At 65.7% G+C, this 14,282-nt stretch carries 14 protein-coding genes; 4 read left to right on the top strand and 10 right to left on the bottom strand.

Annotated elements, in window-relative coordinates:
• Positions 1-5: 5 nt before the first annotated feature.
• The 6 genes from HWV67_RS08485 to HWV67_RS08460 all read right to left on the bottom strand — a co-directional run bounded on the left by HWV67_RS08485 (position 6) and on the right by HWV67_RS08460 (position 3,657).
• Entirely contained in the window at positions 6-758 is a 753-nt protein-coding gene (locus HWV67_RS08485; protein ID WP_175650796.1) for an SDR family NAD(P)-dependent oxidoreductase, read from the bottom strand.
• On the bottom strand, positions 755-1,177 hold the full coding sequence (locus tag HWV67_RS08480; protein ID WP_175650795.1) for a nuclear transport factor 2 family protein: 423 nt from the start codon (positions 1,175-1,177) through the stop codon (positions 755-757). The genes HWV67_RS08485 and HWV67_RS08480 overlap by 4 nt, the downstream gene beginning before the upstream one ends.
• A gap of 113 nt (positions 1,178-1,290) precedes the next feature.
• On the bottom strand, positions 1,291-1,758 hold the full coding sequence (locus HWV67_RS08475; protein WP_175650794.1) for a DoxX family protein: 468 nt from the start codon (positions 1,756-1,758) through the stop codon (positions 1,291-1,293).
• Positions 1,759-1,767: 9 nt separating this feature from the next.
• Positions 1,768-2,523, bottom strand: coding sequence for an HvfC/BufC N-terminal domain-containing protein (locus tag HWV67_RS08470; RefSeq protein WP_175650793.1), 756 nt, complete (start codon positions 2,521-2,523; stop codon positions 1,768-1,770).
• Positions 2,520-3,353, bottom strand: coding sequence for an MNIO family bufferin maturase (bufB, locus tag HWV67_RS08465; protein ID WP_371929277.1), 834 nt, complete (start codon positions 3,351-3,353; stop codon positions 2,520-2,522). The genes HWV67_RS08470 and bufB overlap by 4 nt, the downstream gene beginning before the upstream one ends.
• A gap of 16 nt (positions 3,354-3,369) precedes the next feature.
• Entirely contained in the window at positions 3,370-3,657 is a 288-nt protein-coding gene (locus HWV67_RS08460; RefSeq protein WP_095155313.1) for a BufA1 family periplasmic bufferin-type metallophore, read from the bottom strand.
• A gap of 395 nt (positions 3,658-4,052) precedes the next feature.
• Between HWV67_RS08460 and HWV67_RS08455 the strand changes: the two genes are divergently transcribed.
• Positions 4,053-4,637, top strand: a complete 585-nt coding sequence (locus tag HWV67_RS08455; protein ID WP_175650792.1) for a sigma-70 family RNA polymerase sigma factor — start codon at positions 4,053-4,055, stop codon at positions 4,635-4,637.
• A complete protein-coding gene (locus tag HWV67_RS08450) occupies positions 4,627-5,268 on the top strand; it encodes a DUF1109 domain-containing protein (protein ID WP_175650791.1) in 642 nt (213 codons plus the stop codon). Before HWV67_RS08455 ends, HWV67_RS08450 begins: the two co-directional genes overlap by 11 nt.
• 24 nt (positions 5,269-5,292) lie before the next feature.
• On the opposite strand, the gene HWV67_RS08445 is transcribed toward HWV67_RS08450, so the two are convergent.
• From HWV67_RS08445 to HWV67_RS08435, 3 genes are all read right to left on the bottom strand, one after another.
• The gene (locus HWV67_RS08445) at positions 5,293-6,516 is read right to left on the bottom strand and encodes a hypothetical protein (RefSeq protein ID WP_175650790.1); all 1,224 of its coding nucleotides are present in this window, start codon (positions 6,514-6,516) and stop codon (positions 5,293-5,295) included.
• 152 nt (positions 6,517-6,668) lie between these two features.
• Positions 6,669-7,757 (bottom strand): polyamine ABC transporter substrate-binding protein, encoded by a 1,089-nt coding sequence (locus HWV67_RS08440; RefSeq protein ID WP_175650789.1) that lies wholly within the window; start codon positions 7,755-7,757, stop codon positions 6,669-6,671.
• A 58-nt stretch (positions 7,758-7,815) separates the two neighbouring features.
• The gene (locus HWV67_RS08435; protein WP_175651000.1) at positions 7,816-9,114 is read right to left on the bottom strand and encodes an NAD(P)/FAD-dependent oxidoreductase; all 1,299 of its coding nucleotides are present in this window, start codon (positions 9,112-9,114) and stop codon (positions 7,816-7,818) included.
• Positions 9,115-9,249: 135 nt separating this feature from the next.
• On the opposite strand from HWV67_RS08435, the gene HWV67_RS08430 reads away from it, so the two are divergent.
• Together HWV67_RS08430 and HWV67_RS08425 are read left to right on the top strand one after the other, a co-directional pair.
• The gene (locus tag HWV67_RS08430; protein ID WP_175650788.1) at positions 9,250-10,167 is read left to right on the top strand and encodes a LysR substrate-binding domain-containing protein; all 918 of its coding nucleotides are present in this window, start codon (positions 9,250-9,252) and stop codon (positions 10,165-10,167) included.
• An 89-nt stretch (positions 10,168-10,256) separates the two neighbouring features.
• Entirely contained in the window at positions 10,257-13,241 is a 2,985-nt protein-coding gene (locus tag HWV67_RS08425) for an autotransporter outer membrane beta-barrel domain-containing protein (protein ID WP_175650787.1), read from the top strand.
• 59 nt (positions 13,242-13,300) lie between these two features.
• Here HWV67_RS08425 and glsB read toward each other — a convergent pair whose 3' ends face one another.
• Positions 13,301-14,221: a glutaminase B gene (gene glsB / locus HWV67_RS08420; protein WP_175650786.1), complete on the bottom strand. Its 921-nt coding sequence runs from the start codon at positions 14,219-14,221 to the stop codon at positions 13,301-13,303.
• Between the last annotated feature and the right edge of the window lie 61 nt (positions 14,222-14,282).

Below are 14,282 nucleotides of genomic sequence, written 5' to 3'. Positions count from 1 at the left end.
GGGTTCTAGTCCTGTTCGTTGCGCGCCAGGCGCTGGCCCAGCTTCAGGCGCCAGCGGGCCGGCAGTGCGCCGAGCAGACGCAGCACCAGGGTGAAAAGGGTCGGGAAATTGATTTCCAGCGGGCGCCGCGGCAAGCGTTCGGCGATATGCCGCGCGGCACGTTCGGCGCTCCAGATCTGTGGCATGGGGAAGTCATTGCGCTGGGTCAGCGGGGTGTCGACAAAGCCCGGATTGACCAGGGTGACGTCGATGCCTTCGGCGATCAGCTCGATGCGCAACGACTCGATCAGGTAGCGCAGCGCTGCCTTGGACGCGCCATACGCGCCAGCCCGCGGCAAGGCCAGCCAGGTCACCGAGCTGCCGGTTACCACCAGATGCGGCTGTTGCCCGCGTCGCAGCAGCGGCAGCGCGGCCTGCACGCAATGGCTGACGCCCAGCAGGTTGGTGCGCAGTACCCGCTCCACCAGTGCGGCATCGAAATGGCCGGGTTCGAGGTATTCGCAGGTGCCGGCGTTGAGAATCACCTGGTCGAGTGCCCCCCAGGCTTGTTCGATCTCGGCAACGATGGCCGCGACCTGCTTTGGGTCGCTGACATCGCCGGTAGCTAACAGAACCTGGCCGGGGAAGCGCAAAGCGAGCGGCTCCAGCGTCTCGGCGTTGCGACCGCCGAGCGCCACCTGATGGCCTTGCTCCAGCAGGCGCAGCGCCAACGCGGCGCCGATGCCGCTGCTGGCACCGGTCAGCCAGCAGCGGCTCATGCCAGCCGGCCCTTGAGCCAGCCGATCAGGCTGCCCATCACTGGAAGGTGCTCGTAGAGCAGGGCGCCGGCGTCGAAGTAGTCGCGGTGAAAGTGAACCCGGTCGGTCCAGCGCAGGTGGCTGCAACCGTCCAGGCTGATCAGCTTGCCGCCCTCCAGGCGCGGGTGGCGAAAGTGCAAGGTCCAGCGCAGGTAGCCGCGGCCGGGGCCGACTTCGTCCAGATCGTGGAAGTCGTAGCGGATGTCCTGCGCATTGGCGTAGAGCTGGTCGAAATAGGCCCGCAGTGCTGGCAGGCCGTTGATTTCGTGCAGGGGATCGCGAAACACGATGGTGTCGCTGTACAACTCATCCAGCCGCGAGAGGCTGCCCGCATCCAGCGTGGCAAAGCGGTTGGCAAAGGATTGCAGGTAGCTGGACATTCGCATCTCCGAGGCAATCTTGTACAAAATACAAATCTTGTACAGGTATACCTAGAGCGTATGACTAAAACTGTACAAGTCAAATTCCCTGTACAGTTTTTCTCGCGCGCTGCTCAGCGCAAGCGCAACAGCCGATCCAGCGAAATCGCACCGGCGCCGCGGGCGACCAGCAGCAGGAGCAATCCCGCCCAGGACAAATGCACCGGCCAGGCATCGGGATACACGAAAATTTCGATCACCAGGGTCATGCCCAGCAGCGCCAATGCCGACAGACGGGTGAACAGACCGAGCACCAGCAGCAGCGGGAACAGGTGTTCCGCGTAGGTCGCCAGATGCGCCGCCAGCCACGGCGAGACCAACGGCAGGGTGTATTCGCTCTGGAACAGTTCGTAGGTGCTGGGGGTGATGCTCAGGAACCCTTCGACCTTGGTTCGGCCGGAGAGGAAGAAGATCGAGGCGATGCCCAGTCGTGCCACCAGGCACAACACGCTATCGCCCAGCAGGTGCTGCAGGTAGTCGGCGATACGGTTCCAGCGCTGGCGCAGCGAGCGGTTGGTGGCGGCGGGGTGGGTGATGTCCATGGCGAAACCTCAGGCGAGTGAGAGGGGCAGGAAGACCCTGGCCTGGAGCAGCCGGCCAAGCAGGTCGTTGAAGTCCAGGTCGGGTTGGGTTTGTTCCGCGAGCAACGCGGCTTGTTCGAGGGCATGGCCGGCAGCGCAGGCATCGAGAAAGGCGCAGCCGCCGGCGTCCAGCGGGTGGTGACTTACGCCGTCGGCGTCGCCCGTCAGTAACGCGCCTTCGGCGATCCACGGTTGTGCGGGCGGCCAGTCCAGACCCTCTCTGTTGTGGCGCCAGAGGCTGAACACCGGGTGCAGCGGGAACCAGCGCCAGCGCACACCGCGGCGGGGGCGCAGATGGCAGCGGGCAAGGTCGGCGGCGCTCATGCCGGCCAGTTCGGTGAGGTCGAGGCTGGGGTCGACGGGCGCGCTGAAGGCCAGCGCCCAGTCGAAGTCCAGGCGCGCAACGTCCGCCAGCCAGGGCGTACCCTGAGCGCCGGTCTGCTCATCGAGAAACTCCGGAAAGCCGGCACCGTAGCGGATCAGCCGTGGATCGCCCGGCGGCGAGAGTTGCGCATAGGCGGCTGCGGCGCCGTGCATCCAGTCGTGGCCAACCAGCCGCTCGACACTGGGAAAGTTGGCGCACAGCGCGTCGACGGCGCCGGCCAGCACGGTATTGCGGTACATCGCGAAGGCCGGCTGGTCGGTGAGTGCCGCCAACTCCTCTGCGGGGTTGCCATAGAGCGAGGCGACGAAGGCATCCTGGAACTGGCCGAGGGGCAGGTTCATGGTGTGGCTCCGTTTTGGTCGAGGATCGCCTGGGCGATATCGCGTTCGCCGAGCAGCTCGCTGAACGCCGGGATGTTGCCGTCGCGTTCGATCAGCGTGGGACGCGGCCCGATGCGCTGGATCAACTGCCGGTACAGGGCCCAGACCGGCTCGGCGATGGCGGCGTCATGGGAGTCGATCAACAGGGCGCCCTGGTCGTCTTCGCTGTGTCCGGCCAGGTGCAGTTCGCTGATAGCCTGGGCGGGAAAGCGTGCGAGGTAGTCGGCCGCGCTGAAACCAAGATTGTGCGCGCTGACGTGGACGTTGTTGACGTCCAGCAGCAAGGTGCAGTCGGTGCGCCGTACCAGTTCGCCGAGAAAGTCGATTTCGTCCCGGTCGTGGCCGTCGAGGCGCAGGTAATGGCTGGGGTTTTCAATGGCGATGCAGCGCCCCAGGGCGTCCTGGGTGCGCAGAATATTGTCGGTGATGCGTTGCAGTGCTTCGTCGCTGCGCGGAAACGGCAGCAGGTCCGGGTGGTACTGGCCGCGCCAGGTCGACCAGGCCAGGTGCTCCGACACCAGCGCCGGCCTGACCCTGTCGATCAGCACCCGCAGGCGGCGCAGGTGCGCCGCATCCGGTTCGGCGTCGGCTGCCAGCGACAGCGCAACACCGTGCAGCGAGAGCCGATGCCGTTCGGCGATCCGCTCCAGCCACGCCAGGCGTGGGCCACCGACCATGTAGTTTTCCGGATGGACCTCGAACCACAGACCCTCAGCCTCGCACGCCAGGGCTTGCGCGTAGTGTTCGGCCTTGAGCCCGAGTCCGGCGCCCATTGCGTTGATCCCGTTCATGGTCGGTGGCCTGCGCTTAGTGCTGAGTGGGTGTCAGCGAGCCCATGCCGGTGGGCGTCTTGATCGAGGTGCAGGTGCCGGCCGGGACGTTTTTCCAGCTCATGCCGTCGTAGTCTTTCTTCGAACTGCCGGCGCAGGTGGTGCCGGCACCGGCCTTGCAATCGTTCTTGCCGGCCATCGCGACGCCGTAGCACTTCTCCATGGCGGCGCCACTGGCGGCTTTGCTGGTGGTGTCATCGGCCATGGCAGCACCGGCCAGCGAAGCGAGGGCGAGGGCGGCGGTAAGGCGAGTGAAGTTGTTCATGGTGTTTCTCCAGGGGATGGACCGTGGTGATCTACCAGCGGCTCATGGAGTAATTCGCCGCGCTGGCCGATCGGGTTACAGCACCCTGAAAATATTTTTTGAGGTTTGTCTGGCAGCCCCCTAGGGTGATGAAGTCGTTCCTCGCGCTTGCATCGCAGGTGGCAGCGATGCTTCGATGAAAAAAGAAACCCACTGGTTAATGCCGGTCAGTCAAACCGATTGGGGCTGCTTTGCAGCCCTTCGCGAGCAAGCTCGCTCCCACGGTAAAGTGCTGATTCAAGGCTTTGCGGGAGCCCTGTGGGAGCGAGCTTGCTCGCGAAGGGCCGCAAAGCGGCCCCAAGATGTTGAAACGCTAAACGACAAGAATTAATCCACTGGTGTAACCCTGGCGGCCGATGCAACGAACTAACTCACAGGATGTGCTGGACGAGCGCGAGTCCCAACTGCAGAAATTGCTGCTGAACGGGCTGGCTGGCGACGCCGTGGCGTATCGCGAATTCCTCGCGGCACTGGCGGTGCATGTGCGTGGCTTTTTGCGGCGGCGCCTGGCGCAGCGCCCGACGGAGGTCGAAGACCTGTTGCAGGAGGTGCTGCTGGCGGTGCACAACGCCCGTCACACCTACCAGGCGCAACAGCCGCTGACCGTCTGGGTCCAGGCGATCGCCCGCTACAAGCTGGCCGATCACTTTCGCAGTTACGCGCGGCGTGATTCGCTGCACGACGTGCTGGAAGACGACAGCGACCTGTTCGCCGCCAGCGATGAAGCGCCGGCCGAGGCCAGCCGCGACCTGGGCAAGCTGCTCGGGCAACTGCCGGACCGCCAGCGCCTGCCCATCGTCCACGTCAAGCTGGAGGGCCTGTCGGTCGAGGAAACCGCGCGTCTGACCGGGCTTTCCGGTCCCGCGGTCAAGGTGGGCATACACCGAGGGCTGAAGGCTCTCGCCAGGCTGATTCGAGGTAAAGGCGATCATGAAGACTGATGAACTGATTTCCCTGTTGGCCGCCGGCGAAGGACCGGTGGAGCGCCATGCGCTGGCAAAGCGCCTGGGCGTTGCGCTGCTCGGCGGTGTGGCCTGCGCGCTGCTGCTGATCGTCGCCATTTACGGCGTGCGCAGCGATCTGGCCGAGGTCGTGCGTATGCCGCTGTTCTGGGCCAAGGTCGCCTTGCCTTGCAGCCTGGCGCTGCTCGGCATCGGCTTGACCCAGCGCCTGGCCCGTCCGGGCGTCAAGGGGGGCGCGCTCTGGCTGTTGCTCGGCCTGCCGCTGGTGCTGGTCTGGGTGGGCGCGGCGATCAGCCTTGCCGGCGCGCCGGTCGAGGCCCGCGCCGACCTGATCTTCGGCCGCACCTGGCGTACCTGCCCGCTGCATATCGCCTTGCTCTCGGCACCCAGTTTCATCGCGGTGTTCTGGGCCCTGCGCGGCCTGGCGCCGACCCGCCTGCGCCAGGCCGGTGCCGCCGGCGGCCTGCTGGCCGGCGCCACGGCAACGCTGGTCTATTGCCTGCATTGCCCGGAAATGGGCGTGCCGTTCTGGGGGCTCTGGTATCTGTTGGGGATGTTGCTGCCGACGGTACTCGGCGCGCTGCTCGGGCCACGCCTGCTGCGCTGGTGACCCGCGCAGCAAGGAGCGCTGAACTCAGTTGAGCGGCGTCAACCGGCTCAGTTGCTCTGGCGTTGCAAACCCGAGGGTGCGGTAGCGCGGCGGGTAGACGTCCATCGGCTCCAGCCATTCGCCCAGATGGGTTTCCAGATCGTCCCATTCCACCACCCGGCCATCGGCCGTGCCGTCTTCACGCAACTGCACCAGCGCGACGCGGTCGGTACGCGGCAGCAGGGTGTCGACGGTTTCTGTCCAGCTGCACGCCGAGAAGGTCCGCACGTCGTCTTCGGACTGGCGGAAAAGCTGGTAGGTCGCGACGAACAGGTCCTGCTGGTGCGCTTCATGGATCTTGTCCAGCAACTCCTTCTGCATGTGATAAGCACCTTGCAGCAACACGCGCTCCAGGCTTGCACGGCGTATTTCCAGGGCTTCGTTGCCGGGCGGGAAGGGCACGATGCGCTGATCGTCGTAGGTGTAGACCTGGCTGGACAGCGTGCGGCCGTTTTCCATGGTTTTCTGGCTGACTTCGACCATGTGCAGGATCGCCTCCTCGTCCTTGTCGCCCGCCACCAGCAAGACATCCGTGGTGGGGATCATGAACACCGGTCGGCCCTTGATCGGTGCCCGCTGCAACACGTCCGGCAGCAGCACCCGGCTGGTGTCGTAGCCGTCACCCCAGCGCCCGACATACAGCCCCGGCGCGACCTCGTCGAAAGCATCCGCGGTGGTTTCCCGCAGGTTGTCCATGGCAATCGCCATGGCCTGTTCCATGCTCACGCCCCAGTGTTCCTCGGGACCCTTGGTCAGGGTGGACGTGGCTTCGGGAGAGTCGACCGCCAGCAGCGCCACACAGTCCTTGCCCACCGGCAGTTTGGCCACGCTGTACGGCGCATCCAGGCCTTCGGTACGCACGATGTGCAGGCGGACCTCTTCAAGCATGCCGAGGTTACGAACGACTGGGCGCAACAACGACCTGACCTCCTCGAACGAACGCGGCCCGGTATCGCGGCCTCTGAGCAAGGTCGCTATGTAGCCGTCAAGCGCCGCAGCCCGCTGCGGGCGCTCAGCTTTCTGATAGTCACGGAAGGCGTTGTGCAGGTTGAAGTAGGCGCCATCGCTGTGTGCGATCCGAAAGTCGTCCTGCTCATAGGTGAGGGGGCCACTGAAGCCGGCGTCGCGAGCGGCCTTGATGAACGTTTGGGCGAACCCTTCCTGGGTGAGGGGACGGTTGAAGACTTTGTCGAGCAGGGCGCCGAGCATACGCAAGATCCTCCATGGGTGCGGGCGGTCGATCATGCTTAGAGGGCGAGTGCCGGTAAAGTTTCATTACCGATTATGTGAAGGGTCCTACAGATGCGGGTAATGAAGAGCGCTTTCAGCCGCCACACGGGCGGCTGAAAGCGCTGGATGACTCACTTGCCGCTGGTGACCCGCGTCCACAACCGTGTGCTCAGGCGCATGCCCGAGGGCGTCAGGGTCTGGATCGGGAACAGGCTGTCGAGCACCGCTTGCGGCGGGTAGGCGGCCGGGTTGTCGCGCAACGCCGGGTCCAGATACGGCAGCGAGGCCGCGTTGCCATTGGGGTATTGCACCGCGTTACTGATGCTGGCCATCACCTTCGGGTCGAGCAGGTAGTTCAGGTAGGCGTAGGCGGCGTCCAGGTGCGGCGCGGCTTTCGGGATGGCCACCATGTCCACGGCAATGGTCGAGCCTTCGCGGGGGATGCTGTAGTTCAGGTGCACGCCGTTGTTGGCATGTTGCGCGCTGCCCATCGCCTGCAGCACGTCGCCGCTGAAGCCGATGGCCACGCAGATATTGCCGTTGGCCAGGTCGCTGACGTACTTGGACTGATGGAAATAGCTGATCGAAGGGCGCACCGCGAGCAGCGCGGCCTCGGCTTTTTTCAGGTCGGCGGGGCTTTCGCTGTGCGGGTCGAGCCCCAGCGTGCGCAGGGTGATCGGCAGGATCTGCGTCGGGTTGTCGAGGAAGGCCACGCCGCACTGGCTGAGCTTGCGGATGTTTTCCGGGTCGAACAGCAGTTGCCAGGACTGGGTGACGTCGGTGTTGCCGAAGATCGCCTTGATCTTGTCTTCGTTGTAGCCGATGCCCACCGTGACCCACATGTACGGGATCGCATAGCGGTTGCCCGGGTCGCTGCTCTCCAGCAGCTTCATCAGCTTGGGATCGAGGTTGTTCCAGTTGGGCAGCTTGCTGCGGTCCAGTTCCTGAATGGCGCCGGCCTTGATCAGCCGGGGCAGGAAGTGGTTGGACGGGCTGACCAGATCGTAGCCGCTGCCGCCGGTCATCAGTTTGGCTTCGGTGGTTTCGTTGCTGTCGATCAGGTCGTAGGTGGTCTGGATGCCGGTGCGCCGGGTGAACTCGGTGAGGGTGTCATCGGCGACGTAGCCGCTCCAGTTGGCGATATTGACGCTGTCGGCGGCGTGGGCCGCGAGGCTGAGCAGCGCCGCCGAGGCGGCGAGCAGGCAGGTACGTGTGATCATCTTGCTCTCTCTTTTGTTGTTGCAAGTGTTGTGGCAAGGGGCGCGAACGCCGGGTTCGTCAACGTTCCAGCCGGGCACGGCGCACTTCCCAGGCCATGCGCGCAACCGCGCCGACGTCGAAGAAGGGCCGTGGCGGCAGGTAGCCGGGGTTGGCCTGGCCGAGGACATCGCTGAGCAGTGGCGAGCTGGAGCCGATCGCCATGTCCGCGAGCAAGCGGCCCCACAGTGTTCCGCGGGCCACGCCCGAGCCGTTGCAGCCAGACACGGCGTAGAAGTCCTGGTCGACCCGGGCGAAGTACGGCTCGCCGGAGCGCGTGCCGCTCAGGTGGCCGGTCCAGGTGTATTCGAGGTCCCTGGCGTCGAGGCCGGGGAAGCGCTTTTGCAAACCCTTCACGTGTTCATGCTGGCGACGCTGCAAGCCGGCGCGGTCGAGGTCGGCCTGACGGTATTCCACCGTGTTGCGGATCAGCAGGCGCCGACCCGGCAGCAGGCGCACCGTGGCGCCACCCGGCAAGGTCGACAGCACACCCCAGGTGCGCTCGGCAAACAGGCTCTGCCAGCGCGCCTCGCTCAGCGGCCGTGTGATGCTGGCGCTCAGTTCGAGCGGGAAGGTGCCGCTGCGCCGCACGCCGACCCGGTTCACGAATGCACCCACACAGCCCAGCACCCGGGTCGCCCGGACTTCACCGGCTTCAAGGCGTGCGTGCCAGTGGCCGCCACTGCGTTGCAGGTCGAGCACCGCGCTGTTCTCGAACACCTTCACGCTGGGCGGCAGGCTGTCGGCCAGGCCGCGCACATAGCGCGCCGGTTGCAGCAACGCATTGCCGCCGGCGCAATGGATGGCGCGGGCGTAGAACTCGCTGCCCAGGCGACTGCGCAAGGCGTCGCCTTCCAGGTAGCGGGCGTCGGCGCCGACGGCGGCGAGGGTTTCGATGGCCGCTTCGGCGTGGCGCAGGTGCTCCGGTTTGTGCACCGCGAAGTGATAGCCGCCGTCATCGAATTCGCAGTCGATGGCCAGTTCGTCGATGCGCCGGCGCAGCTCCTGGCCGGCCGCCACGCCAATTCGCGAGGCGACCTGATAGCCGTTGAAGCCGGGCGTGCCGAGCAGTTCGCTCGCCGTCGGCAATTCGTGGCTGACGGCAAAGCCCGAGTTGCGCGCAGAGGCGCCTTGCGCCACGCGCTGGCGGTCGAGCAGGACGATGCGTTGGTCGGGGAACTGCGCCGCCAGGCTGTGCGCCGCCGACAAGCCGGTGATCCCGCCGCCGATAATCAGCCAGTCGGCCTGAAGGTTGCGCTCGAGGCGCGGCCGGGGCGGTGATTCGCCGGCCAGCGCGATCCATCCACAGCGGTTGTCAATTGACATCGGGCTCTCCACAATCAATGCGCCTGGCTTATTGGAATTTATATCGCCAGACACTGAACAAGCCCTAATTTACGAGCGTTGGCGGCAGTCTTCTAACGTTAAAAATTCATTCAAGCATTCTGAAAACGCATGGATAACTTCTTTCGAACACCGTCGCTCCAGGCCCTGCAGGCGCTGGTCCACGTCGCCGACAGCAGCAGCTTTACCGAAGCCGCTCGCCAGTTGCACCTGACCCAGAGCGCCGTCAGCCGGCAGATCCAGCAACTGGAAGAGCATTACCGGGTGGCGCTGTTCGACCGCACCAGCCGCAAGGTCGCGCTGACCGACGCGGGGCGCGAGGTGTATGGGCTGTCCTGCGCGATCCTCAAGGACCTGCGCGCCCTCGGCGAACGGCTGGCGCCGCCGTCGTCGGAGCGGCCGTTCCGCATTCGAATCTTCGTCTCGCTGGCGGTGCGCTGGCTGTTGCCGCGGCTGAGTTCGTTCTACGCGGCCAACCCGGAACTGTGCCTGTCCATCGAGACGGTCAGCGGCGAAGTGGTGGACACCAGCGGCGACTGTGACGCCTATGTGCTGTACCTGCGCGAAGGCCTCGATGGCCGGCCGCTGACGCCGTTGTTCGACGAGTACCTGATTCCGGTCTGCGCGCCCGTGCTGGGCGACGGTCAGTTGCCGCCGCGCTCGCTCGATGATCTGGCCGGCCATGCGCTGATCCACGGCTCGACCGCGCGCCACGAATGGACCCAATGGCTGCAAGCGCAGGCGGATCCTCATCCGCGCAGTTACAAACACCTGCAATTCAACCTCGATGACCTGGCCCTCGATGCGGCGGCCCGTGGCCTCGGCGTGGCCATGACTGACCGCATGCTGGCCCACGACGCGCTGGCCCGCGGCGACCTGATCGTGCCGTTCGGCGAGCCGCTCAAGACCGAGGGCGTCTACGCACTATGGCTCAGGGACAGTGGCGCGGCGCACCCCGGCTGTCAGGCGGTGCTGCGCTGGTTCGAGGAACAACTGGAGCAGACCGGCTCGCGGGACGCGGTCAACTGATCGGCTCCGCTCGATAGAGCCGATCAATCAAACCGTCATATCCCATTGCCATATTGAGCGCCTTTCAATAAGGATAACGGTCGCTCACCATGCTCTTCACGCCGCATCGCCTTGCCCTCTGCGTCGCACTCGCCAGTGCCTCTTTCGTCCCGACCGGTTTCGCCAAGGACTACCTGATCAGCAGCGCCACCCGCGACACGCTGGAACTGAAGAAGGGCGACACCCTCAAGGTCACCGCCCAGGGCAGCATCGTTGCCGGCAGCGATGACGGCGTGATCCTGCCCAAGCAAACCAGCGGCACCACGGTCAGCGTGGACAACGCCGGGATCATCCGCTCCACCGTCGCCCGTGGCATCGACACCAAAAGCGATGGCGAGGACGAAAGCCACTTCGTCATCAATAACCGCGCGGGCGCGCTGATCCAGGGCACCAACGACGGCCTGCGGATCCAGACCAACCCGGTTGCTGGCGGCAGCCTGAAGATCGTCAACGCCGGCACCATCGAGTCCACCGTGGATGGCCAGGCAATCGACCTGGAAACCCTGAACAATCCGAAGTTCACCACCACCCTGACCAACGAAGCCACTGGCGTGATCCACTCGGTGGGCAACGACGCGATCAAGACCGGCTCCAACGCGGTGATCACCAACTACGGGCTGATCCGCACCGACACCGCACCACAGGACAAGGACGGCAAGGACCAGAAGTACGACGGCATCAAGATTGGTGAGTCCACCGGCGTTACTGTCTACAACTACGGCACCGTGAGCGCCGACCGCCACGGCATCGACCTGAAGACCGACGCCACCCTGTACAACTACGGCACTGTCACCGGGCGCAACGGCTCGGGCTTCGGCTCCGACGGTTCCGGCACCGTGTTCAACTACGCCGGCGGGGTGATCACCGGCGCCATTGCCGACGGCAAGATCAACGGCGACGGTGACGGCGTGGACATCGACCTGATCGGCCACATCTACAACGAAGGCACCATTCAGGGCCTCGGCGCCAAGGGCGTCGACAGCGGCGGCCGGCCCAACGGCAGCGAAGGCATCGCCATGGGCGGCGGCAGCATCGTCAACACCGCCACGGGCGTGATCCGCAGCGTCGACAACGGCATCCTGGTGGATGACGGCGCGGAAGGCGCCGGCGTCGCCGCGACCACCATCACCAACTACGGCAGGATCGAAGGCGAGCGCGGTTTCGCCATCAAGCTGATTGGCGACTACGATGACACCGTCACCAACGGCGGCATCCTCAGTGGTGGCAATGGCCTGGCGCTGAGCATGGGCGGCGGCAACGACCACCTGATCGTCACCACCGGCGGCATCTTCAACGGCCTGGTGGACGGCGGGGCGGGGATCGACACCCTGACCCTCGACGGCAGCGGCAGCTTTGGCAACAGCGCCAACTTCGAGAAGCTGGTGGTCAGCGGCGGTCGCTGGACCCTCAGCAGCCAGAACGATTTCAGCCAGGGCGGCAGCGTTACCGCAGGCGCGACCCTGGTCAACCAGGGCAGCATCCTCGGCGCGCTGGTGGTGGATGCCGGTGGCGTTTATACCGGTGGCGGCTCGGTCGGCGGCCTGACGGTCAATGGCAGCCTGCTGACCAACAAGGGGCTGGGCGTGGCCACGGTCAAGGGCGACCTCAACTTCGGCAGCGGCGCGAGCCTGGTGTATGGCGTCAACGCCGACGGCAGCAGCGCGCCGATCGCCGTCAGCGGCACCGCCCGCCTCAACGGCGCGACCCTGCACGTGCAGCCGTCGGCAGGCGAGTACCCGTGGAAGAGCCACTACACCGTGCTCAACGCCGGTGCGGTGCAAGGCACCTTCGGCAAGGTCGAAAGCGACTACGCCTTCCTCACCCCGAGCCTCAGCTATAGCGGCACCTCGGTGGGCCTGGATTACACCCGCAACGACGTGTCGTTCGCCCAGTACACCCAGAACGCCAACAGCGGCGCGGCCGCCCGTGCCCTGGGCAGCCTCGGCAGCGACAGCGCGCTGTACAACGCGCTGCTCAATACCTCCACCGCCACCGCGGGCAACGCCATCGAACAACTGAGCGGCAGCAGCACCGCCAACCTCGCCGGCGCGACGTTGGCCGGCAGCGCCCAGGTCGGCGGCAGCATGCTCAGCGCGATGCAATCGATGGGCAGCACGGCGGGCCTGCTGGTCGGCCTCGATGAACGGGATACCCCGGTCCTCGCAGCCACCGGTCTGCCACAAGGCGTGCGCGACTTGAACGACCCGAACGCTCGCGGCCGGTTGTGGACCCAGGCCCTCGGCAGCTACGGCAAAGTTGACGGCAGCCACGGCGGCAGCGCCCTGAAACAACGCACCGGCGGCCTGGTACTGGGCCTCGACTGGGCGGTGGGCAGCGACTGGCGCCTCGGCGTGCTGGGCGGTTACTCGCGTACTCGCTTGGATGCCACCGCCCTGGACGGCAAGGTCAATAGCTGGCACGCCGGCGTCTACGCCCTGCGCCAGAGCGGCCCGTTGGCCCTGCGTCTGGGCGCCGCCTACAGCGCCCACGACGGCGACAGCAAACGCAGCCTGGACTTCAGCGGTTTCAACGAACGGATCAAGGGCGACTACGACGCCGACAGCCAGCAAGCCTTCGCCGAACTGGGCTACGCCCTGGGCAGCGGACGCTTCAGCGCCGAGCCGTTCGCCAACCTCGGCTACCAGCGCTACCACCGCGACGGCTACCGCGAAAAGGGCGGCGACGCCGCGCTGGCAGTGGATGCCGATACCCAGGACAACCTCAGCAGCACCTTCGGTGTGCGCCTCGCGCATCTCGGTCAACTGGACAACGGCATGAGCCTGACCCCACGCGCCAGCCTCGGCTGGCGCCACACCTACGGCAGCCTCGACACCCGCACCCGCCAGGCCTTCCTCGCTGGCGGCGATGCGTTCAGCGTCGAAGGCAGTGCGCTGGATCGCGACAGCCTGGTGGTTGAAGCCGGGGTGACCCTTGGCGTCAGCGCGCGGCAGTCGGTCGGGCTGGGTTATAGCGGCGAACTGGGCAGCAACAGCCGCAATCATGCGCTGATGGGGCAGTGGGAGATGAAGTTCTAAACAGGCGAACGTGCCGCGCGGGCCAGCCCCGCGGCACTCTCGTTTGATGCCTCAACCACTCACGGCACCGCCGAAAACACCGATCCGGTGATGCGCTCGCTCAGCAATTCCAGCGCGCGCAATCCCGCCAGCGAGTTGCCCGAGGCGTTCAGCGCGGGCGACCACACACAGATGCTGTAGCGTCCCGGTACCACCGCGACGATGCCGCCGCCCACGCCACTCTTGCCCGGCAACCCGACGCGGTATGCGAAATTGCCGGCCTCGTCGTACAGCCCGCTGGTGGCCATGATCGCGTTGACCTGTTGTGCCTGGCGCGGGCTGAGCACCTGTTCGCCACTGTGTGGGCAATAACCGCTGTTGGCTAGAAAGGCAAACGCGCGGGCTACATCCACGCAGTTCATCGACAGCGCGCAGTGGTGGAAGTAGCTGCGCAGCACCGCATCGACATCGTTATGGAAATTGCCGAACGCCTGCATCAGATACGCCATGGCGGCGTTGCGCGCGCGGTGCTGGTATTCGGACTCGGCCACCAGCGCGTCGCTGACAATGCGCGGATTGCCCGCCAGACGGCGGACGAAGTCGCGCATCGACAGCGTTGGCGTGGCGTAGCGGGACTGGTTGATATCGCAGATCACCAGCGCCCCGGCGTTGATGAAGGGATTGCGCGGTTTGCCTTTTTCCGCTTCCAGTTGCACCAGCGAATTGAACGCCTGCCCGGACGGCTCGTAGCCCAACCGCGACCAGATCGCCTCGCCGCTGTGGCCGATCGCCTGGACCAGGCTGAACACCTTGGAAATGCTCTGGATCGAGAACGGCGTCTGCGCATCGCCCGCGCAATGCACCTGACCGTCCAGGCCGTGCACGGCGATGCCCAACTGGTTGGGATCTACCTGCGCGAGGGCCGGGATGTATTGCGCCACCTGGCCGTGGCTGAGCAGCGGGCGGACCTGGTCGAGGATGTCTTGCAGCAGTGCTTGCATCGGGAAATGCCTGGAGTGCGGGGGTGTGGGTTCAGACGATGGTGGGTGAGGGTGGAGCACA

The sequence above is a fragment of the Pseudomonas sp. Marseille-P9899 genome, assembly GCF_903166565.1.
In the GTDB taxonomy this organism is placed as follows: domain Bacteria; phylum Pseudomonadota; class Gammaproteobacteria; order Pseudomonadales; family Pseudomonadaceae; genus Aquipseudomonas; species Aquipseudomonas huaxiensis.
This window is presented reverse-complemented; position numbering and strand designations above follow the sequence as displayed.